This window comes from Dyadobacter sediminis (assembly GCF_005860765.1).
GTDB lineage: Bacteria > Bacteroidota > Bacteroidia > Cytophagales > Spirosomataceae > Dyadobacter > Dyadobacter sediminis.
Genome location: NZ_VCEI01000011.1, coordinates 1336902 through 1358874 on the forward strand (window position 1 = coordinate 1336902; position 21973 = coordinate 1358874).

At 44.3% G+C, this 21973-nt stretch carries 22 protein-coding genes; 13 read left to right on the forward strand and 9 right to left on the reverse strand.

Annotation, left to right across the window (positions count from 1 at the left end):
- Positions 1 to 9: 9 nt before the first annotated feature.
- The gene (gene mtaB / locus FEM55_RS06150) at positions 10 to 1338 is read left to right on the forward strand and encodes a tRNA (N(6)-L-threonylcarbamoyladenosine(37)-C(2))-methylthiotransferase MtaB (RefSeq protein WP_138280397.1); all 1329 of its coding nucleotides are present in this window, start codon (positions 10 to 12) and stop codon (positions 1336 to 1338) included.
- 86 nt (positions 1339 to 1424) lie between these two features.
- Here mtaB and FEM55_RS06155 read toward each other — a convergent pair whose 3' ends face one another.
- The 3 genes from FEM55_RS06155 to FEM55_RS06165 all read right to left on the reverse strand — a co-directional run bounded on the left by FEM55_RS06155 (position 1425) and on the right by FEM55_RS06165 (position 4706).
- Positions 1425 to 2744, reverse strand: a complete 1320-nt coding sequence (locus tag FEM55_RS06155) for an ammonium transporter (RefSeq protein WP_138280398.1) — start codon at positions 2742 to 2744, stop codon at positions 1425 to 1427.
- A gap of 44 nt (positions 2745 to 2788) precedes the next feature.
- Complete coding sequence (locus tag FEM55_RS06160) at positions 2789 to 4012, reverse strand: porin (protein WP_374756469.1); 1224 nt, start codon at positions 4010 to 4012, stop codon at positions 2789 to 2791.
- 346 nt (positions 4013 to 4358) lie between these two features.
- Complete coding sequence (locus FEM55_RS06165; protein ID WP_138280399.1) at positions 4359 to 4706, reverse strand: 4Fe-4S binding protein; 348 nt, start codon at positions 4704 to 4706, stop codon at positions 4359 to 4361.
- A gap of 130 nt (positions 4707 to 4836) precedes the next feature.
- On the opposite strand from FEM55_RS06165, the gene FEM55_RS06170 reads away from it, so the two are divergent.
- Complete coding sequence (locus FEM55_RS06170) at positions 4837 to 5859, forward strand: acyl-CoA reductase (protein WP_171036483.1); 1023 nt, start codon at positions 4837 to 4839, stop codon at positions 5857 to 5859.
- On the opposite strand, the gene FEM55_RS06175 is transcribed toward FEM55_RS06170, so the two are convergent.
- The gene (locus FEM55_RS06175; protein ID WP_229209107.1) at positions 5860 to 6669 is read right to left on the reverse strand and encodes an alpha/beta hydrolase; all 810 of its coding nucleotides are present in this window, start codon (positions 6667 to 6669) and stop codon (positions 5860 to 5862) included. It lies immediately after the preceding gene.
- A gap of 114 nt (positions 6670 to 6783) precedes the next feature.
- On the opposite strand from FEM55_RS06175, the gene FEM55_RS06180 reads away from it, so the two are divergent.
- The 7 genes from FEM55_RS06180 (at position 6784) to FEM55_RS06210 (ending at position 14222) form a co-directional block, all read left to right on the forward strand.
- Complete coding sequence (locus tag FEM55_RS06180; RefSeq protein ID WP_138280400.1) at positions 6784 to 7491, forward strand: esterase family protein; 708 nt, start codon at positions 6784 to 6786, stop codon at positions 7489 to 7491.
- Positions 7492 to 7557: 66 nt separating this feature from the next.
- On the forward strand, positions 7558 to 8718 hold the full coding sequence (locus FEM55_RS06185; RefSeq protein WP_138280401.1) for an ATP-grasp domain-containing protein: 1161 nt from the start codon (positions 7558 to 7560) through the stop codon (positions 8716 to 8718).
- A 27-nt stretch (positions 8719 to 8745) separates the two neighbouring features.
- On the forward strand, positions 8746 to 9846 hold the full coding sequence (locus tag FEM55_RS06190) for a carboxylate-amine ligase (protein WP_138280402.1): 1101 nt from the start codon (positions 8746 to 8748) through the stop codon (positions 9844 to 9846).
- A gap of 100 nt (positions 9847 to 9946) precedes the next feature.
- The gene (locus FEM55_RS06195; protein ID WP_138280403.1) at positions 9947 to 10810 is read left to right on the forward strand and encodes a type 1 glutamine amidotransferase; all 864 of its coding nucleotides are present in this window, start codon (positions 9947 to 9949) and stop codon (positions 10808 to 10810) included.
- Positions 10811 to 10828: 18 nt separating this feature from the next.
- Positions 10829 to 12022: a hypothetical protein gene (locus FEM55_RS06200; RefSeq protein ID WP_138280404.1), complete on the forward strand. Its 1194-nt coding sequence runs from the start codon at positions 10829 to 10831 to the stop codon at positions 12020 to 12022.
- Between the two features lie 4 nt (positions 12023 to 12026).
- Positions 12027 to 13238, forward strand: a complete 1212-nt coding sequence (locus tag FEM55_RS06205; protein WP_138280405.1) for an aspartate aminotransferase family protein — start codon at positions 12027 to 12029, stop codon at positions 13236 to 13238.
- 108 nt (positions 13239 to 13346) lie between these two features.
- Entirely contained in the window at positions 13347 to 14222 is an 876-nt protein-coding gene (locus FEM55_RS06210) for an aldose 1-epimerase family protein (protein WP_138280406.1), read from the forward strand.
- Position 14223: 1 nt separating this feature from the next.
- On the opposite strand, the gene FEM55_RS06215 is transcribed toward FEM55_RS06210, so the two are convergent.
- The 5 genes from FEM55_RS06215 to FEM55_RS06235 all read right to left on the reverse strand — a co-directional run bounded on the left by FEM55_RS06215 (position 14224) and on the right by FEM55_RS06235 (position 19760).
- Positions 14224 to 14619, reverse strand: a complete 396-nt coding sequence (locus tag FEM55_RS06215) for a type II toxin-antitoxin system HicB family antitoxin (RefSeq protein ID WP_138280407.1) — start codon at positions 14617 to 14619, stop codon at positions 14224 to 14226.
- A 3-nt stretch (positions 14620 to 14622) separates the two neighbouring features.
- Positions 14623 to 14841 carry a type II toxin-antitoxin system HicA family toxin gene (locus tag FEM55_RS25390; protein ID WP_212748296.1) on the reverse strand — a complete coding sequence of 73 codons (219 nt, stop codon included), beginning with the start codon at positions 14839 to 14841 and terminating at the stop codon, positions 14623 to 14625.
- A gap of 117 nt (positions 14842 to 14958) precedes the next feature.
- The gene (trxA, locus tag FEM55_RS06225; protein ID WP_138280409.1) at positions 14959 to 15291 is read right to left on the reverse strand and encodes a thioredoxin; all 333 of its coding nucleotides are present in this window, start codon (positions 15289 to 15291) and stop codon (positions 14959 to 14961) included.
- An 87-nt stretch (positions 15292 to 15378) separates the two neighbouring features.
- Entirely contained in the window at positions 15379 to 19029 is a 3651-nt protein-coding gene (dnaE, locus tag FEM55_RS06230) for a DNA polymerase III subunit alpha (RefSeq protein ID WP_138280410.1), read from the reverse strand.
- Between the two features lie 59 nt (positions 19030 to 19088).
- Positions 19089 to 19760 (reverse strand): DUF2461 domain-containing protein, encoded by a 672-nt coding sequence (locus tag FEM55_RS06235; RefSeq protein WP_138280411.1) that lies wholly within the window; start codon positions 19758 to 19760, stop codon positions 19089 to 19091.
- Between the two features lie 116 nt (positions 19761 to 19876).
- Here FEM55_RS06235 and FEM55_RS06240 point away from each other — a divergent pair, with 116 nt between their 5' ends.
- The 4 genes from FEM55_RS06240 to FEM55_RS06255 are packed head-to-tail and all read left to right on the forward strand — an operon-like array spanning position 19877 to position 21973.
- Positions 19877 to 20071: a hypothetical protein gene (locus tag FEM55_RS06240; RefSeq protein WP_138280412.1), complete on the forward strand. Its 195-nt coding sequence runs from the start codon at positions 19877 to 19879 to the stop codon at positions 20069 to 20071.
- Positions 20068 to 20394 (forward strand): type II toxin-antitoxin system RelE/ParE family toxin, encoded by a 327-nt coding sequence (locus FEM55_RS06245; protein WP_138280413.1) that lies wholly within the window; start codon positions 20068 to 20070, stop codon positions 20392 to 20394. Before FEM55_RS06240 ends, FEM55_RS06245 begins: the two co-directional genes overlap by 4 nt.
- A gap of 29 nt (positions 20395 to 20423) precedes the next feature.
- Positions 20424 to 21401 carry a tryptophan--tRNA ligase gene (trpS, locus tag FEM55_RS06250; protein WP_138280414.1) on the forward strand — a complete coding sequence of 326 codons (978 nt, stop codon included), beginning with the start codon at positions 20424 to 20426 and terminating at the stop codon, positions 21399 to 21401.
- Positions 21398 to 21973, forward strand: a complete 576-nt coding sequence (locus FEM55_RS06255; RefSeq protein ID WP_138280415.1) for a phosphatase PAP2 family protein — start codon at positions 21398 to 21400, stop codon at positions 21971 to 21973. The genes trpS and FEM55_RS06255 overlap by 4 nt, the downstream gene beginning before the upstream one ends.

Consider the following 21973-nt stretch of genomic DNA (forward strand, 5'->3'; position numbering starts at 1 on the left):
TTGATAACAATGAAAAAAGTCGCTTTTTATACATTAGGCTGCAAACTCAATTATTCCGAAAGTTCTTCCATCGCCAGGATGTTTGAGCAGAAAGGATATTCCAAAGTGGAATTCAACGAGTCGCCCGATATATTTATAATCAATACATGTTCTGTTACCGAAAATGCGGATAAAAAGTGCCGCAAGATCGTTCGAGAGGCACAAAAGATCAATCCGGACGGCTATGTGGCCATTATCGGCTGCTATGCACAGCTGAAACCAAAGGAAATTTCAGAAATTCCGGGTGTTGACGCGGTTCTGGGTGCTGCTGAAAAATTTCGCTTGGCCGATCTGATCGGGACATTTAAAAAAACGCCTTCCGGACAACCTGCGCAGGTGCTTGCATCACATATTGACAATGCTGTTGATTATCATACTTCTTATTCCTTAAACGACCGCACGCGTACATTTCTGAAAGTACAGGATGGCTGTGATTACCCGTGTTCTTACTGCACCATTCCATTGGCGCGTGGAAAAAGCCGTTCCGATACGATCGGAAATATCGTAAAGGCCGCTTATGAAATTGCAGCACGGAACGTAAAGGAAATTGTACTTACCGGCGTTAATATCGGTGATTTTGGGTTGCAGAATGGAGAAAGAAAAGAAACTTTTCTGGACCTTGTAAAAGCTTTGGACGAAGTGGAAGGCATTGAACGTTTCCGGATTTCTTCCATTGAACCCAATTTACTGACGGACGAAATCATTGAATTTGTGGCACAGTCCAGACGTTTTGCGCCGCATTTCCACATTCCGCTGCAATCGGGTTCCAATAAAGTGCTGGGACTGATGAAGCGGCGTTACAAACGTGAACTGTATGCCGAACGGGTGGCGAAAATCAAGTCGCTGATGCCGGATTGCTGCATCGGTGTGGATGTGATTGTCGGGCATGCCGGCGAAACGCAGGAATATTTTGAAGAAAGCTACAAGTTCCTGAACGAACTGGATATTTCCTATCTGCATGTTTTTACGTATTCGGAAAGGGAAAATACGGCTGCGCTGGCCATCCGCCCGATTGTACCCAAAGCAACACGAAGTGACCGTTCCAAAATGCTTCACATTCTGTCTGAAAAGAAGAAGCGCCATTTTTATGAACAGCAAATCAATAAAAAAGGAACCGTACTTTTTGAAGATGAAGTTGATAACGGACAAATGCTCGGGTTTACAGAAAATTACATCCGCGTTGCCGTCAAATATGATCCTTTATTGATCAACGAAACCAAGGAAGTGCTTTACAGCAGCCTGAATGAAAACGGATTCATGGAAGTTCAGGAAGTGGAAGAAGTGCTTTTGCATGTATAAAAGCCTGATTACTGATAAGATTCCCGATTTGTTATAAAAGCAAAAAGCCCGCAATCCGGGCTTTTTGCTTTAAACGTCAAGTAAATTTATGCTTCTACAAGAAACTCATCGTGCTGGCTGATATCCAGACCTGCTTTTTCGTCAATTTCAGATACACGAAGCGGCAGGATCAGATCTGTAATTTTAAGCAATGCCAGTGATCCGACAAATGCGAACACCGAAACGCCGACCAATGCAATCACGTGATTGATGAACAAAGTAGTTTCACCAAATGCCAGTCCCTGATCCGTAACCAGTGCATTAACGCCACTTGTCGCAAAAACGCCTGTCATCAGCATACCAACCATACCGCCTACGCCGTGGCAAGGAAATACGTCCAGCGTATCGTCCAAAGTAGAACGGGTGCGCAGGTGAGCAATATAATTACTGATTACCGCTGCAACCGTTCCGATAAACAATGCGGCAGGAACGGTTACAAAACCGGCAGCAGGTGTAATGGCAACCAGACCAACAACTGCACCGATGCAAAAACCAAGTGCGGATACTTTTTTACCTCTTGCCACGTCAAACAATACCCACGCCAGACCAGCAGCACCGGCAGCTGTATTCGTTGTTGCAAAAGCGGAAACGGCAAGCGGAGAAGCAGATAGTGCGGAACCTGCATTGAAACCGAACCATCCGAACCAAAGCAAACCGGTTCCCAAAAGTACAAACGGGATGTTTGCAGGAGGCAATACATGATCTTCCATTAAAGATCTGCGTCTTTTCAGATAAAGTGCGCCGGCGAGTGCAGCCCAGCCAGCAGACATATGTACAACGGTTCCGCCCGCAAAATCAAGTACGCCCATTTTGAAAAGGATTCCTTCCGAATGCCACGTCATATGCGCCAGCGGAGAGTAAATAAAGATACAGAACAGGATAATAAACAATACATACGAACGGAAATTGATACGTTCGGCCATTGAACCTGTAACCAGTGCCGGCGTAATTACCGCGAATTTCATCTGGAACATGGCGAACAAAGCGAAAGGGATTGTTCCGAAAACCGGTCCGTCCAGAACGCCTTTAAACATGAAGTGTGTCGTCGGACTGCCGACAAACCCGCCGATGTCATCACCAAATGCAAGGCTGAAACCAATTACGACCCAAAGCACACTGATGACACCCATGGCAATAAAACTCTGAAGCATGGTGGAAATAACATTTTTGTTATTAACCATTCCACCGTAAAAGTAAGCAAGTCCCGGAGTCATCAACAATACAAGTGCAGCAGACACGAGCAGCCACGCAGTGTCACCTGCGTTGATGCCTTCGGTAATGATTTTAGTAGGAACTTCTCCCGCGAATGCACCTAACATGCTGATAGCGAGTAGAATAATTAATGGAACTAAATTACGTTTTTTCATTGTAGTAAATTGTTATTATAATAATAGATTAAGAAGGTATATGATTAAAATTTGTAGATAAATGCGAGTCCGAAAGTGGTCTGGCTGTTCTTGGTATAAAATCCTTTGGAATCCTGAAATTGCTGCCTTTCGCCTGATCCATTCACTTTTGGATATGCATCCAGACGAAATTCCGGTTTCAGCAGAATGTGTCCGTCTGCAAGGCTGATGTTTCCTGTCAGCGTTACTGAATTTACGCTTGTTCCGGCACCCGAACCGGTAACCAGTCCGCGTACGGCATTGTCATTGTTGAAATATTCGTAACGTGCACCGATTCCGAAGTGGTCGGTAACCGCTGTATTCGCATAAACTGCTACGCCGCCCCAGGTTTGTGCATCAGCTGGTCCGCCGTATCCTTGATAATCACCTTTTTGCGAGCCGTAAGCGGCATTTAGTCCCAGCAGAAATTTTTCAGTGATCTGATAACTGGTTGTAATATCAAAAACACGGTAATGTGCATCCGGCTGATTTCCAGCACTGTCCGGATTGGCTTCATTGCTGTTGATGAAATTCAGGTAAACGTTCCAGTTGCTTGCAGGAGAAAAATAAAACTGTCCGATAATTCCCTTTTTGCGGTTGTTGTCGCCAAGTCCGTCCACATTATTTACAACGCCGAGCATTAAAGATGCCTTGTCGGTAAAAGCATAGGTTGCTTTCACACCCGCATGATAAAATGGTCCGTTATTAAAAAGATTGGAAAGCGAATAGTTGAAATTGGCAGGTGCATCAATCACTTCATAACCGATATGCGTTCCGAACTGGCCCGCAGTCATGGAAAACTTGTCGGTGAATTTATAAGTAAAATAGGCTTGTTTGATGGCGAGCGCCGTACTTGTACTGATGCCGTCCATCGGGCTCAGTACATTTCCGTAATTGCCGTAATCCGCATTAGGGCCGAAAGTAAGGTCTACAACGGCTTCCGATTTAGCGTTTGCATATGCAACTCTTGCCTGAACAAGTCCGAGTGAAAACTGGCCGGCTTTGCGGTCAAAAACCCGCGCCGTTCCTGCAACACCCATATTGGAACGTGAAGCGGGCTTATTGAAGTTGGCCATATAATAGGAATCCAGGTAACCTGTAAAGGCAAATGCACCTTTGGCTTCTTCATCTTCCTTCACCTCCACTACTACTGTCGTATCTGCTTTTACTGCTTTTTTGTCTTCCTCCGTCTTGGCAAAACCAAGTAAGGGAAGCATCAAAGATAATACTGTACAATAGACTTTTCTCATAATTATATTCTGTTTAAGTTAATATTACGCTCCGGCAGGATTATCAGATCAAATATTGTACTTAAATTATATTTTTCAAATATAAAGAACATAATTAATGAGTTTTAGTCAAAAAATCATGGTTTTTTACTCTTTTTTATATCTAAAAAGCTAAAAAATGATAAAAAAGCTGTTTTATGGATATAAATTAATATTCTGTATTTTGTAACCAAAACAAAATATTATTACAAATGACAGCTACCCGTTATTAAGAAATTTTATTAATTTATTTACATTTTCAGGTAGCAGGAGCAAAAAAAAAGCCTGCTAATCAGCAGGCTTTAAAATCTTGATGGTTCAGCAGGTACTATTCACCATGCATCCATGCTTTCTTTGCAAGCAATGTATCTTCCTCTTCTTCGTTATCCGGATCAGGAACGCAGCAATCCACCGGGCAAACCGCAGCACATTGTGGTTCTTCATGAAAACCGACGCATTCGGTACATTTATCTGAAACTATATAGTAAAACTCGTCTGAAACCGGAGATTGTTTTTCTTTGCCGCTGACAACGGTTCCTTCGCCAAAATCCACTTCGTCCAAACTTGTTCCATCTCCCCAGGTCCATTCCACGCCTCCTTCATAAATTGCCGTATTCGGGCATTCTGGCTCGCACGCCCCACAATTTATGCATTCATCGGTTATCATTATAGCCATAGTCGCCGGATTGTTTATATTTGTTGCTATTTCTTCTGTTTAGAATAACAAATATAAATATTTATAGTTTCCCGGCAATCACAAAATTTAACATGCCGTTTTTAATTAAATAATTCAGAGCTACCCTATAATGATATCAAGAAACCAACGAATAAATGCCTTTGTAAAGCTCGGAAAATTCATCAGCAACCCGCAAAATGCATCTGTCATCGAAAACTGGATTGATCATGCAAAAAGCAAGAACAACTGGTTTACACCTGAAAATACCGCGCAGTCGCTGAATGCAATTGCTTCACAATACCTGGATGAAGACAAACTGACCCAGTGGGCTGCACAATATCCGGAACCGGAATCTGCCAGGAAAATCGGCATTGTCATGGCCGGAAATATTCCTGCGGTGGGTTTTCAGGATGCGCTTTGTGTACTCATCAGCGGACACATCCTGCTGGCCAAACCCAGCTCGGACGATTTTGTGCTGATCAATGCACTTCTGAACAAACTGATTGATCTGGAACCGGCGTTCGAAGATTACATCCGCTTTGTGGAGCGCCTGAATGATGCAGATGCGTACATTGCCACCGGAAGCGACAATACTGCCCGGTATTTTCATTATTATTTTGCCAAAAAACCGCATATCATCCGCAAGAACAGAACTTCTGTGGCTGTACTGACAGGCAATGAAACGGATGCAGAACTGAGTGCGCTTGGCCATGACATTTTACAGTACTTCGGGCTTGGCTGCCGCAATGTTTCCAAATTGTATGTGCCGGAAAAGTATGATTTTACCAGGTTCTATCATGCCATTCAGGAGATGGACAAAAACTATCTGCATCATCACAAGTACTTTAACAATTACGAGTATAACAAATCCATTTTTCTTGTAAACGCCGTTCCGCATTACGACAATGGCTTTCTTTTACTAAGTGAAAGTGAAGTGCTTGTGTCGGCCATAAGCGTGCTGCATTATGAAACGTATCGCACAATGGATGAAGTAAGCGGCAAGCTGGCAGCTTCTTCGGAAAAAATCCAATGCATTGTCGGAAGCAGCCATCCGCCTCTGCCACAAACCGTTGATTTCGGCAAAGCGCAGATCCCCGGTCTTTTGGATTATGCCGATGCCGTGGATACGATGGCTTTTCTGGCTGCTTGCTGATTACCGGTTTTCCTTTCCGAATGCCCATTGCAAAAACTCGGGCAGAACCGCTGACCAGGTTTTCTGGTTATGTTCCCCGAGTTCCACTTCTGTGTAAAATACATCTTTTTGCCAGACAAAACCTTTTCGTTCCAGTTCCGAAATGCATTCCAGCGTATCCTGAATGGAATCAATAACGCCGTCATTATCGCGGTCGTCGTATTCGTCCAGCGATCCGCACTGGAACCAGATCTTCAGCGCTGGCTTTGATGCCGTATTCCGGATCTGCGCATGCATAATGCGGTCGGCATCGCTGTAACCTTCGTGCAGTGCTTTTTGACGCCACCATAACGCGCCTGAAAATATTCCGGCTTTCGAGAACAGTCCGGAATGGTTCCAGGCCATATCCAGCGCCATCAATCCGCCCAGCGAAAATCCGGCATAGGTGATTCCGGATGATTTTATATGAAAATGTTCCTTTAAATAAGGCAGCAGTTCATCCGTAACAAAGCTCGTAGTTGCCTGCGCTTTGCTGCCCCGCCCTGCATAATCGGGCATCATAGCAGTCCCGTACTCAAATATCCTTTCCTGGCCGGCGTGAATTCCGGCAACAAGCACCGGAGCCATACGGTTCTCCACCTGCATCCGGGTCAGGATTTCATGCATATGCAACGCCTCGAAATCCTGCCCGTCGTTAAACAGCAGCAAAGGATAAGTTACAGACGGATTGTAATCCAGCGGAAGAAAAATGGAAATGGCCACTTCTCTTTCCAGAAAAAAGGAATACAGGTTTTTATGCTGGAATAGGATTTGCTGTTCAGAAAAACTCAAACGCACTGCCGGTTAATGATTCTTGAAAAAACGGACGGCAAGTTATTAATTTGCTTCCTATGATTTGTTTTGTATATTTCATTTATCGTCGTATTCTGTAAAATTTGTCATCTATTGGAAGAGAAGCATTTTAAATATTACTCTCATCATCTCGACAGAGACGTTGATATGCTTGTTTACGGAAGCTGGGGCTATCCGGTACTTGTTTTCCCTACAACCCTCGGCCGCTATTATCAAGCCAAAGATATGGGCCTCATCGACAGCGTGCGCAAACAGATTGAGTCCGGAAAATACAAGCTGTACTGTGTAGATTCCATAGATGCGGATTCCTGGTATGCAAAGCATCTCAATCCGCAATATCGGGTTCTGAATCATATGCAGTACGACAAATTCCTGCACAACGAACTGGTTCCTTTTATCAAAAACGAATGTAAAGTGGAAAAAATCGGCGTTGCGGGATGCAGCTTCGGAGGTTTTCATGCTGCCAATTACGCCTTCCGTCATCCGGACATGGTCGCTTATCTGATCAGCATGAGCGGTGCATTCGATATCAGGAGCTTTACCGATGGATTTTACGACGACACGGTCTATTTCAATAATCCCGTCGATTTTATGCCGAATGAACAGGGCTGGCGGTACGGGCATATGAAAATCGTGCTCGGAACTTCGGACTGGGACATTTGCCTGGACAGCAATTTGAAAATGTCAGGCATTCTCAGCAACAACGGAATAGATCACTGGCTGGATGTGCGCGGCTGGGAAAAGCACGATTGGCCGCTCTGGCATAAAATGTTTCCGGATTACTTGTCACGTATCATGTAAAACCGTATTTACAGATATTTCCATTAAAAAGTGAAAATGCTGGCTTAAACATAACAGTACTATTGTATGAAAAAAATCGGAATATTGTTTGGAATGGAAAATACGTTTCCGAACGCATTTATTGAAAGAGTAAACAGTAAAGCCGTGGACGGGATTATTGCCGAAGCTGTATCCATTGATAAAGTTGTTCAGGCGGATCCAACGGAATATGCCGTTATCATTGACCGTATTTCACAGGACGTGCCGTTTTACCGGGCATATCTTAAAAATGCAGCCTTGTCCGGGACTGCAGTTATCAATAATCCGTTCTGGTGGAGCGCCGACGAAAAGTTTTTCAACAATGCACTCGCCGAAAAAATCGGGGTTCCGGTTCCAAAAACCGTACTGCTGCCTTCCAGGGAACGTCCTGAAAATACTTCCGAAACTTCTTTCCGAAACCTTGCCTATCCCATGGCCTGGGAAGAAATTTTTCAGTATGTAGGTTTTCCGGCCTATATGAAGCCGCATGACGGCGGAGGCTGGAAAAGTGTTTATAAAGTTGTGAACCCGCAGGATATGTGGCACAAACACCAGGAAACCGGACATCTTGTTATGATGTTGCAGGAAGAAGTTGTTTTTGATGACTATTTCCGCTGCTACTGCATCGGGCAAAAAGATGTGCTCATTATGCCTTACGAACCCAGAAACCCGCATCATCTGAGGTATGCTGCCGAAATAAAAGCCACGGGCGAAGAAAGAGAAAAACTGCTCGAAACCGTTCGTGATTATACTATGAAGCTGAATGTGGCCTTGGGCTATGACTTCAATACCGTAGAGTTTGCAGTACGCGACGGCATTCCGGTTGCTATTGATTTCTGTAATCCTGCACCGGACGCGGACATTTATTCCGTAGGTCCCGACAATTTTGAATGGGTTGTGGAAGCCGCGGCAAACATGGCCATTGAACGTGCTCAAAAGCATGTTCCCGGACAATCAAACCTGACCTGGGGAACATTTGTGAAAGATGCAATTGGCACGCCGCAGATGGCTGCCCAGTCGACGGCTGCACCGGCACCGGAACCGTCTGCAAAAGAAGTTAAAGTAAAATCTGTCGCGCCTAAAAAAGCACTGAAGCCGGTTGAAGACAAAGGATTTGAAACAATTACGGAGCCTGCTCCTAAAATTCCAACCAAAAAGGCAGCTGCTACCAAAGCGCCGGCAGAAAATTCCAAGTTGAAAAAATCCTAACCAATCATTTCAGCGCAGCTTTTTATTATGGCAACTTTCACTCTGGGAATTGAAGAAGAATTTCAGACCATTGATCCCGTCACGCGCAATTTGCGGTCGCATATGTCCAAGCTTGTGGAGGACGGGAAAATCACACTTAAGGAAAGAGTAAAAGCAGAAATGCATCAGGCGGTTGTGGAAGTAGGGACAAATATCTGCCATAATATTCAGGAAGCGCGTGAAGAGGTCACTTACCTAAGGAAAATGATTCTGGACCTTGCGGAAAAACAAAATCTGCAGGTTGCCGCAGCCGGAACGCATCCTTTTGCCGACTGGGTGGAACAACTCATTACGCCCGATCCGCGCTATGACGAGATTATTGATGAAATGCGCGATGTCGCTCGCGGAAATCTCATCTTCGGCCTGCATGTGCATGTCGGGATTGAAAGCCGGAACGAAGGCATTGAGATTATGAACGCCGTACGGTATTTTCTGCCGCATATTTATGCATTATCGACCAATTCGCCATTCTGGTGCGGCAGAAATACCGGTTTCAAATCCTACCGTTCCAAGGTTTTTGATAAATTTCCAAGAACCGGAATTCCTGATTTTTTTGCAAGTGCATCGGAATACGATGAATATGTCGCATTGCTGATCAAGACCAAATGTATTGACAACGGCAAGAAAATCTGGTGGGATATCCGGCTGCACCCGTTTTTCAACACCATTGAATTCCGTATGTGCGACGTTCCCATGCGAACGGACGAAACCATTTGTCTGGCCGCCATTATGCAGGCGCTTGTGGCCAAAATTCATAAACTGCACCGTATGAACCTCAGCTTCCGGCCTTATCACCGGATGCTGATCAATGAAAACAAATGGCGCGCTGCACGGTACGGAATTCACGGCAAACTCATTGATTTCGGTAAACAGGAAGAAGTCGAATACAGTATTCTTGTGGAGGAACTGCTGGAATTTATTGATGACGTTGTAGACGAACTCGGCAGCAGACATGAAATCAGTTACATCCATGAAATCATGCGCATGGGCACCGGCGCGGACCGTCAGCTTGCTGTTTTTGATCAAACCGGAAATATGAGCGCCGTTGTGGATTATATTGTTTCTGAAACCAAAGTCGGGTTGTATTAAAATTCAATCGGAGTGTGAATTTATTGACCATAAATGTGTTAACCTTATTTACACTTTCTTAAAACTAAAAGCTGAGTGCATTGCATTCAGCTATTATAAAATGAACACGAACCATAAACATTTCCATATTGCGATCCTCGATATGTACAGCGGGGTGGACAATGAAGGAATGCGCTGCATCAAAAAGATCATTACGGCATTCGGTGAGCAGGAAGCCATTCCTGTAACTTATACAATTTTCGACGTACGACAGAAGCTTGAAGTTCCGGGCATGGAATTCGATGCCTACATTTCAACCGGCGGGCCCGGAAATCCGTCGCCAGTCGGCGAAGCATGGGAACGCAAGTTTTTTAATTTTCTGGACCAGCTTCTGCACTTTAATCAAAACCGCCGCAACCGCACCAAAAAACATCTGTTCCTGATTTGTCATTCCTTTCAGATGGCATGCATTCACTGGCAGCTTGCAGCAGTAAGCAAAAGAAGAAAAACGTCATTCGGTACTTTTCCTGTGCATAAGACACTTGCCGGCAGAAAAGATCCGCTTCTGAACGCACTTGAAGACCCTTTTTATATTGTCGATTCCAGAGATTTTCAGGTGACGCAGCCGAATCAGCAAGTGTTTGAAAGCATGGGCGCCAAGCTGCTTTGTCTTGAAAAAATCCGTCCGCATGTCCCGCTGGAACGCGCTGTGATGGCGATCCGGTTCAGCAATGAGATTGTGGGAACGCAGTTTCATCCCGAAGCAGATGCCGAAGGGATGCTGCGGTATTTTTTAAGAGAAGACAAAAAAACAAGTATCATTGCCAATTACGGCGAGGCCAAATACAGTGATATGATCCGTCATCTGAATGACCCTGAAAAAATTGTGCGGACCGAAGCAGTTATCATTTCGTCTTTTCTGAAAAATGCTTACCTGAAAACTGCTGTTCCGCCAGTAGACGCACAACTGGCTCAAACTTTGTAATCAATTCAAGCTGATAATATGCAAAAGGAAGCACGCGAGGCTTACAATCAATCGTTTACGGAAAACAGATATCAGGAATTTCTGAACGCTTTTGAAGTTGATTTTCCCGGACAGCTGGATTTCAGAATTGCAGAAACGCCTGTTTTTATTCCCGCTGAGCTCAAAAACAAGATTATACAGGCTTCGGATGAAATTATAGATTCGCTACTGTCGCCGGACTTCAAAGAAAAAACAGACCGTGCAGTTCCTGTAAATGAATCGGTGCCGAATGAAAATGCGCATACTTCTTTTCTGGCCATTGATTTTGCAATTTGTAAAAACGATTCCGGCGAATTGTTTCCCCAGCTGATCGAGCTTCAGGGATTTCCGTCTTTATACGGTTATCAGGCTTATTTGTCTGAACAGTTCCGAAAATACTTTGATACGCCTGCCGATTTCCAGTACTGCTTCGGCGCAGAATCCTATGAAGCATATGTAAGTAAACTACGGAACCTGATCGTTGCCGGCGAAAACCCGGAAGAAGTTATTTTACTTGAAATTTTTCCGGAGAAACAAAAAACCCGCATTGATTTTGCCATTACGGAACGAATGCTGGGCATCAAGGCGGTTTGTTATACCAAGCTGATCCGCGAAGGAAGGAAGTTGTATTATGAAAGCAACGGAAGAAAAATTCAGGTCAAAAGAATTTATAACCGGCTCATTTTTGATGATCTAAAAAATTATCCGGACCTGGAAACCAGCTATCGTTTTACCGATGATGTGGACGTGGAGTGGGTCGGGCATCCCAACTGGTTTTTTCGGATCAGTAAATTTGCCTTGCCGTTCCTGAAAAGCAGTTTTGTCCCGGAAACCGATTTTGTCAGCAATTACAACGGCCGCTTTCCGGCAGATCTGGAAAGTTATGTGTTGAAACCATTGTTCTCCTTTGCCGGCTCCGGCGTTCAGCTGCATGTCTCGCAAGAGCTGCTCAGAGCAATCCCAGACCCTGAAAATTACATTCTGCAGAAAAAAGTAAGATACGAACCGGTTATTCAGGCCCCGGACGGACTGGTCAAATGCGAGATCAGGATGATGTACGGCTGGAACGATTCCGCAGAAAAACCGGAATTGCTGATTAGTTTAAGCCGTTTGAGCCGTGGAGAAATGATCGGTGTGGATTATAATAAAAATTTCACCTGGGTCGGAGGAAGCGCTACATTTTTCGAAAAGTAACATCATGCACATTACACATCGCCAGCATTTTTTTGATCATTTGGCACAAACATCTGATTATCCGCTGGCACTGGAAATTGATAAAGCCGAAGGCATTTACATGTATAGTCCGGATGGAAAGCGTTACATGGATCTTATTTCCGGAATTGCCGTCAGCAACGTCGGGCACAGGCACCCGAAAGTGCTTGAAGCCATTCATAATCAGCTTGACAAACACATGCATTTACTGGTTTACGGCGAATTTGTCCAGAGTTCCCAGGTGCAGCTTGCAGCTTCTCTGGCCAGTACACTGAATTCTGCACCGGAAACTATGTCGCCGTTCGGAGCTATTGATAATGTCTATTTTACCAATTCGGGAGCCGAAGCGGTGGAAGGCTCCATGAAACTGGCCAAGCGTTTTACCGGACGTTCGGAATTCATTTCCTGCTACAATGCCTATCACGGCGCGACACAAGGCGCCCTGAGCCTTGCCGGAGCCGAGTTCTTTAAAAACAGTTTTCGTCCGCTGCTTCCGGAAACCAAGCATATCAGGCATGGATATATACCGGATATTGAAAAAATCACTGAAAAAACAGCAGCTGTTGTCATTGAAGTAATCGGCGGCGAATCAGGCGTAAGGATTCCTGGCTCCGAGTATTTTCCGGCATTGCGCGCCCGGTGCACGGAAACCGGCACGTTGCTGATCGTGGATGAAATCCAGACCGGATTCGGACGTACGGGCACTTTCTGGGCATTTGAACAATTCGGTTTTTACCCTGATATTTTGCTGAGCGCCAAAGGCATGGGCGGCGGAATGCCGATCGGCGCCTTTATGGCTTCGCATGAAATTATGCAGGTTCTGAAATCGAAACCTATTCTCGGGCACATTACTACATTCGGCGGCCATCCGGTAAGCTGCGCTTCTTCACTCGCCGCTCTGAACGTCACGCTGGACGAAGATCTTGCTGCCAAGGCAGTGGAAAAAGGGGCGCTTTTCAAATCCCTGCTTGTTCACCCGAAAATCAGCGAGGTAAGAGGAAAAGGGCTGATGCTTGCAGCGCAAATGGACTCTTTTGAAATCTTGAAAGATACGATCGATCAATGCATTGAAAAAGGCGTGATTACGGACTGGTTTTTATTTTGTGACAATGCCATGCGCATTGCGCCTCCGCTGACTATTTCAGAAGAGCAGATTACCGAAGCGTGCCATGTTATTCTTGAAGTTCTGGATAGCTGAAAATGTGTTACTGCAGGCGGCCATGAGGTGTCTTCACCGAATGTGTTCGCCGCGTAAATCACAAACAAACTAAAGATCATTTATAAGCTACAATTCATTGTCAAAAACATGGAACATTCGATTGAAAACGACTTTTTAAGAATTTCAGTTAAGCAGGCCGGAGCTGAACTTTGCAAAATTCAGTCCGTAAAATCCGGAAAAAACTTTATGTGGAATGCCGATCCGGATGTTTGGGCAAGTTCTGCACCTGTCCTTTTTCCGGTAATCGGAGCAGTCAAAAACGGGTTTGTAAAGTACAAAGGCAATGATTTTGCAGTTCCCAGGCACGGCATTATCCGGAATAATGCCCGGGTTGAATTGGTTCATCAAACGGAAAATACCCTGACTTTCGGAATGAAATACAGTGAGGAAACCTTAAAGATTTATCCTTTCGAATTCGAGTTTCAGATATCATACCGGCTTGAAGCGCATATAATAGTTGTTAGCCATCAGGTTATTAATCATGGAACGGAAGAAGTGCTGTTTTCCCTGGGCGGGCACCCGGCATTTAAATGCCCTTTGCATGAAGACGAAGTTTATGAAGATTATTATCTGGAATTTGAAGCGGTTGAAACCGATTCAACGTGGCTGCTGGAAGACGGACTGGTGAGTAAAAATACAAAGCCCGTTCTTGAAAACACCAATGTACTGCACCTTCACAAGCATTTGTTCGATCATGACGCTCTGATATTCAAGCATCTGGTGTCGAAAACGGTAAGCTTGCGCAGCACCAAGTCGCCGGAAGTGGTAACGGTGCATTTTAATGACTTTCCTTATCTTGGAATCTGGGCAAAGCCGCAAGCCAATTTTGTATGTATTGAACCCTGGCTTGGCATTGCCGACAGTATCGATTCTGACCAGAACTTTGAAACAAAAGAAGGCATTTTAAAACTGGCTCCCGGTCAGACTTTCGAGGCTTCTTTTACGATTGCGATATACGAGTAATTTATAGTTCAATAGCCAGCAATTCATTTCCGAGACGGTGTAGCGCCGTCTCAATTTTTTTGATCTGTACAGCCCGTGGTTTTTTCAAACCGGAAGCATAATGATTCAACTGCTTTTCATTAATACCGGTCAGTTTGGCAATGCCCTTTTGATTGAAAATTCCTTTGTAATATTCAAGGAGACTTTCAACATCCAGTTTCCAGACTATTTCGTATTCACCTTTAAGAACCGCGGGAATATTCTTTGCCGGAAAAGTTTTAATCAATTCAATGCATTCCAGTACTGAAGCTTTTGCCTCCTGTACGGTATCCCCCGCTCCGGTAATCATTTTCACATTTTCAGCAAATGCTGCATAATTATCTTTCCCGCGACTGATGATAACTTTTATTTTCTTCATAACTCATTTCAAATCCATTTCCTTCAAAATCTTTTTCCTAAGCCCTTCATGCATTTCCTTGGCGCCGTGAAAAGGTACCGGATAAATCATTTCATTCTTTTGATACACGTAATGGCTCCCTGATGTACGGATATGTATCCATCCATTTTTCTTGATAAGCCTGTGAAATTCTGAAGACTTCAAAAATAGTGTGCTGTATGGTATTCCTTCAAAGATATACAATTATATACCTTTTTTAATATGAAAAATCAACAGATTAGTGTATTAAAGTGATTTAGTAAAGGCATAAAACAAAAAAGGCTCCAAACGGAGCCTTTTCATTATCTCAAATTGCTGTACTTATACAGTAGCAACGATCTGAGCATTCAATTTATCTTCCAAAGTTGTTTTTGGAACTACACCGACAACTTTGTCAACCAATTGTCCGCCTTTGAAAATCATCAATGTCGGGATGCTGCGAATACCGAATTTAGCAGGTATCGATGAGTTCATATCCACGTCCATTTTACCAATAACGGCTTTTCCATCATACTCGCCGGCCAGCTGCTCTACAACAGGTCCGATCATCTTACATGGGCCACACCATTCTGCCCAAAAATCTACAAGTACTGGTTTGTCGCCCTGGATAAGTTCTTCAAAGGTGCTATCGGTAATCTCAATTGCTTTTCCCATGTCAAAAATTGTCTAATGTTTTTTTATTAATCTGATGCTATAAGGAAATATACGGACTAAAAGTTCCGGATTCCTTCAATTACAAACTTAGTTTAAAGAGAATTTTACGCCGTGAACTCCGCTTAGTACTTTGAAGAGTTCGTTGGACGGAGAAACCCTGTAACCGCGTGATACCATTTCTACTTCCAGATGCGTTTCCGGATCCGTAACCACCATATTTACAGCGCATTGGCCCGGATGATTACCAAAAGTATCATTCAGCAAATGAATAAACTGCGCATCAATCTGATCCAGTGCCAGGTTGATTTTTATTTTTCTGCACATTTTCTCACGGATTTCAGGCAGCAGCTGAATCTGTGTGATCTTGAACTCAAACTGATCTTCTTGTTTCCACCGGTTCTGGACTTTTCCTTTGATGTACAGAAACTGCCCGACCTGAAGATAATTCTTGAAACGGATGTAATCCTCGCCGCCCAAAAGCATTTCCATGGAACCGCGGTAATCCTCCAATTTAAAGATCATGAAAAGACTTCCGTTCCGGGACATCCTTTCCATGGCGCTCGTAACAATTCCGCCGACGCTGATTTCCTTGCCAAAATATTTGGGTGACTTCTCGCCTTCGGCTATTTCCATCACCTTGTCCAGCGTACAGTTGCAGAAGTTGTCGAGTTCCACCCGGAAAGTATCCAGCGGATGACCTGAAATATAAAATCCGACCACTTCCTGCTCGTAACGAAGCTTTGTCAGATCGTCCCACGGCATTACTTCGGCAGCTCTTGGTTTGGCCAGCATGGAACTGCCCATTCCCATCGAACCGAACAAGGAAGCCTGAGCCGAAGATTTTTCCGCATGATAATTATTGGCGTATTTGATCAGGCGTTCGATAAATGTCCCGTTTTCTCCGGGTTCAGCGGCAAAATACTGTGCACGGTGATATTCCGGAAAACAGTCAAAACTACCCGCATAAGCAAGGCTTTCCAGTGTTTTCTTATTAACCGTCCTTAAATTGACCCGGGTTATAAAATCAAAAATATCTTTATAAGGCCCGTTTACATTGCGTTCTTCGATAATCGATTCCACCGCCGCATCTCCGCTACCTTTTACGCCGGCAAGCCCGAAACGTATTTCATTCTTGTTATTGGCATTGAACTGCCGGTCCGATTCGTTGATATCCGGCCCGAGCACTTTGATTCCCTGCGCCTTGCACTCTTCCATAAAGAAGGTGATCTTTTCAATGTTTCCCAGTGAACTGGTGAGTACCGCAGACATGTATTCTGCCGTATAATGCGCTTTGAGGTATGCAGTCTGATACGCAACAAAAGCGTAACACGTTGAATGTGACTTGTTAAAGGCATAAGACGCAAATGCTTCCCAGTCCGTCCAGATCTTTTCCAGCTTTTTGGCATCCAGCCCTTTTGCAGTTCCGCCTTTCATGAAATCGCCTTTCATTTTGTTCAGCGTTTCAATCTGCTTTTTACCCATGGCTTTACGCAAAGTATCGGCTTGTCCTTTTGTAAATCCTCCGAGCTTCTGGGACAAAAGCATCACCTGCTCCTGATAAACCGTAATCCCGTAAGTATCAGCAAGATATTCTTCCAGTTCGGGCAAGTCATATGTAATTTCCTCCTGACCGTTTTTTCGGCGAATGAAGTTCGGGATGTAGGCAATCGGGCCGGGTCGGTACAACGCGTTCATAGCGATAAGGTGCTCAAACCGGTCTGGAATAAGGTCGCGCATGTGCTTTTTCATCCCGTCTGATTCAAACTGGAAAATGGCGTTGGTTTCTCCACGCTGGAACAGCTCAAAAACCTTCGGATCGTCCAGCGGAATGTCGTCAATGACAATATCCACGTCATGATTTTGCTTGATGAGCCGCAACGCTTCCTTGATAATGGTCAGGTTTCGGAGCCCCAGAAAGTCCATTTTGATTACACCGGCATCTTCAATGATTTTTCCCTGATACTGCGTAATCAGGAAATCGGAATCCTTGGAAGTACTCACCGGGATAATTTCGGTAAGATCACTCGGCGCGATGATAATTCCCGCAGCGTGAATTCCGGTATTCCGTACCGTTCCTTCCAGCCGACGAGCTTCCTGCAAAACACTGGCTTGCAAATCGGTTCCGGAAGCAATCGCACGCATTTTCTTGACGTTATCCAGCTCATCGGGCTGAATTCCTTCTTTCTTCATCAAGCTTCCCTCTCCTTCCAGCGGCGCAGTAAATATGCGGTTCAGCGTCATGTTGTAAGTCGGCTTGTCCGGAACCAGTTTGGCCAGTGCATTCGCATCGGCAAGCGGAAGATCCATCACGCGCGCCACATCCTTGATCGCCGATTTGGCAGCCATGGTACCATAGGTTACAATCTGTGCAACCTGGTTATAACCGTATTTTTTAACCACATAATCGATTACTTTCTGCCGGCCTTCGTCGTCAAAATCCGTATCAATATCGGGCAATGAAATCCGGTCCGGGTTCAGAAAACGCTCAAAAAGCAGATCATACTTGATCGGGTCGATGTTCGTGATTCCGGTACAATACGCCACCACGGAACCCGCCGCGGAACCACGGCCCGGACCTATAAATACGCCCATATTCCTGCCGGCTTCAATAAAATCTGCAACGATCAGGAAGTAACCGGGAAAACCCATGTTCCGGATCGTGTCCAGTTCAAAGTTGAGGCGTTCTTCAATTTCGGGTGTTACCGTGCCGTACTTTCTGCGCGCGCCTTCAAAGGTCAAATGCTTCAGATATTCCCACTGGTTCAGAACATCAGCCGTAAGCTCTTTTTTTCCGGCCATTTCCGACAGCGTATGCGTCTTGAATTCCTCGGGAATCGGAAAGTTGGGCAGCAGAATATCTTTTCTTAAATCAAGCGTTTTTATCTTGTCAACGATCTCATTGGTATTATCCAGCGAGTGAGGCAGGTCGTTGAACAGCTTCATCATTTCACTGGTGTTCTTGAAATAAAACTGGTCGTTGAAAAACGCAAAACGCGAACCTTTCGGAATGCCTTTGTCGTCATCAAAATCCTTGGCCGAAGGCGTACTCTGCTTGTCGCCGGTATTGATACAAAGCAGAATATCGTGCGCGTTCCAGTCTTCCTGATCTACGTAATGCGAGTCGTTTGAAGCAATAATCTTAACATTATATTTCTTGGCAAACCTTACAAGCACTTCATTGACAATGTACTGATCCCGGATTTCATGGCGCTGCAGTTCTACATAAAAATCATCCCCAAAGAGATTCAGCCACCATCTGAACTCCTTTTCAGCTTCTTCTTCGCCCTTTTTGAGAATGGTTTTCGGGATAATGGCACCAATGCAGCAAGTAGTTGCAATAAGCCCCTGATGGTATTTGACAATCACCTCTTTGTCGATCCGCGGGTACTTGCCGTACATGCCCTCGATAAAGCCGAGCGAACACATTTTCACCAGGTTTTTATAGCCGATTTCATCTTTTGCAAGTAAAAGCTGATGATGGCGAACGTCCTTTTTGTCTTTTGTAAACTGACGCACATGCCTGTCTTCCACGACGTAAAACTCGCAGCCTACAATCGGCTTGATGCCTTGCTTGTTGCCTTCCGCAACAAACTCGAACACACCGAACATATTGCCGTGGTCTGTAATGGCAACAGCCGGCATGTTGTCTTCCTTGGCCTTTTTAAATAGTTTCTTTATATCCGCCGCACCGTCCAGCAGTGAAAACTGGGTATGGCAATGTAAGTGGGAAAACTGCATGTTATCAGATAAAATGAGTGAACTGCGGACTTTCAGAACGAAATTTCAATGACCTGAAATCATTGCTCCGTATGCTGTTCATATAATATATAATTCATATAATCGGTAAAAGGTTTAAGGATTCGAACACCTTTTAACACTTTTTCACCAAAATCTTTGGAAGCCACTTCCTTATCCGTAAAACGGTGCATAAAGAAAAGCTGTTTACGTTTGAGCAGCTCAATTTCGGGATGATCTTTCGGGTAACCTTTGGGCATGGTCTTGAGTGACTCGCCGGATATTTCAGGAAAAAAATCTCTGAATTCCTTTTGCTCGATAATGGTTTTCAGTTCGTCTGCATTATAATCGATTTCCTGACGGTAGCGTGCAATCTGTTCGGAAGTGGTTTCCCACATTCCTCCGCCCAGAAAAGTCTGATCGTGCGGCTGGATCTGAATATAGTAATCAATTTTGCCCGAACTTTTACCGCCCGGACCAATTCCTGCGCTGAGGTTATTTTTATACGGTGCCTTGTTTTTGGAAAACCGGATATCGCGGTTTATGCGCAAAAGGCATTCTTTTACCTGAAGATTTCCAAGGTCCTGAAACTTTCCGATCTGCTGAATCAGATAACCCACCAGACTTTCCATGTCTGCTTTGGCGGCGTCGTAATCTTTCCGGTGCTCCTGAAACCAGTCTCTGTTGTTATTTTCTGCTAATTGGCTGAGGAAGTGAAGTGTTTGGGATTCCATTGTGATTTATTGCAACTATAAAATTCAAATCTACTACGTTTTCTTGTTCAATTTAACGAATTTTGGCAAATAGAAGCAGGAATGTAATCCTCAAAAATGCTAACTGACTGAAAGATATGAACGTCCAATTTTTGTCAAACGAAAAAGGAAAAAAGACCGCCGTTGTGATACCGATCAAGGATTGGGAAGAGATTCAGAAAAAGCTGAAGAAAGAAAAACTCGTTGAATCTTTAAGCCAGTCTGTCAAGGAAATGAAAATGATGAAAGCAGGCAAAATGGCAGAACCTGAAATTAACGATCTGTTTGAATGATTAAAATCACTTACACACCAGAATTTAAAAAAGAATACAAAAGACTTTCTAAAAAATTTCCATCTCCTGAATCTGATATAAAACTGCTTATTGAAGAATTGTATAAAAATCCGACACTTGGAAAATCACTCGGATCGCACGCTTACAAGATAAGATGTCAGGTTAAAAGCAAAGGAAAAGGCAAAAGCGGCGGAGTAAGGATTATCACGTACTATCTTGAAGAAGATTACAAAATTTATTTATTAAATATCTACGACAAATCTGAAAGACAGTCGATTTCAGCCAAGCAGATTCGCGATCTGATCCAATCTGTAACGGATTAAAGTAAAATACCAATAACAAAATTATCTAAATGGCCAGAATCCTTACAGGCATTCAAAGCAGCGGGCGTCCCCATCTGGGAAATATTTTGGGAGCGATCCTGCCCGGAATCGAATTATCAAAAAATCCTGAGAACGAGTCGTTTTTCTTCATTGCAGACCTGCATTCGCTTACTTCGCTGAAAGACGGAGCACTGAGAACGGAATATGTACGTGCCGTTGCTGCGGCATGGCTTGCACTCGGGTTTGATTACAAGAAGAATGTATTCTGGCGGCAGTCGCGCATTCAGGAACATACGGAACTGGCCTGGTACCTGAACTGCTTCACGCCTTTTCCCATGCTGGCGAACGCAACTTCGTTCAAGGAAAAATCGGAAAAACTGGCTGATGTAAATGCCGGGCTTTTTACATATCCTGTTCTACAAGCCGCAGATATTCTGCTTTATGACGCCAATATTATACCGGTCGGCAAGGATCAGAAGCAGCATCTGGAAATGACCAAAGACATTGCAAACCGTTTCAACCAGCTTGCAGGAGAAGATATTCTGATATTACCGGAACCACAGATTGACGAAGCAGTCATGACGGTACCCGGCATAGACGGACAAAAAATGAGCAAGTCATACCATAACTACATTGACATTTTTGTGCCGGAAAATGACCTGAAAAAGGTTACAAAAAAGATTGTTTCCGATTCGACGGCACTGGAAGATCCCAAAAATCCGGAAACGGATATTACTTTTAAACTGTACAGTCTGGTTGCATCGCCGTCCGACGTAGCTGCCATGCGTCAGAACTATGAAAAGGGCGGTTATGGATACGGACATGCCAAACAGGCACTGTTCGAATGCCTGCTGGAAAAATTTGCCGAACCACGCAAGATTTTCAACTATTATATGGAAAACGAAAGCGAACTGGAAGCAATACTGAAGGAAGGCGAAGAAAAAGCCAGAGCCATCGCACAGCAAACCATTACCAAGGTCCGTAAAGTTCTCGGATTCAGCTCATGATGCATGCAATTGATATGTTGATCCGTTCCGATCAGGAATTGTTCCTGTGGCTGAACAGCATGCATACGCCGTGGCTGGATACGCTGATGTACTGGATTACATTCAAATATACATGGATTCCGCTCTACCTTTTTCTGATTGTACTTACGATGCGCTATAACAGAAAAGAAGGTTTTGCAACGATTGCAATGGTTCTGATTGCTGTGATTATTGCGGATAAAATTACGTCAGGATTTATGAAGCCGTACTTCATCCGCTTCCGGCCCTGTCATGAGCCTTCTTTACGGGGCTTGTTTAATCAGGTAACGGACTGCGGCGGACTCTACGGGTTTGCCTCTTCGCATGCTTCCACCAGTTTTGCAGTGGCTTTTACATGGTTTGCTTTTCTGAAAGAAAAAGTCCGTTATATGGGCCTGATTTTTTTATGGGCTATCGTATATTCATACAGCAGGGTATATGTAGGCGTGCATTATCCGGGCGATATTCTGACCGGTGCACTGATCGGAATGCTGATCGGATGGCTTTGTGTTAGGCTCTACAATACTTTTTTGGTAAAATATTACCGCAATTAA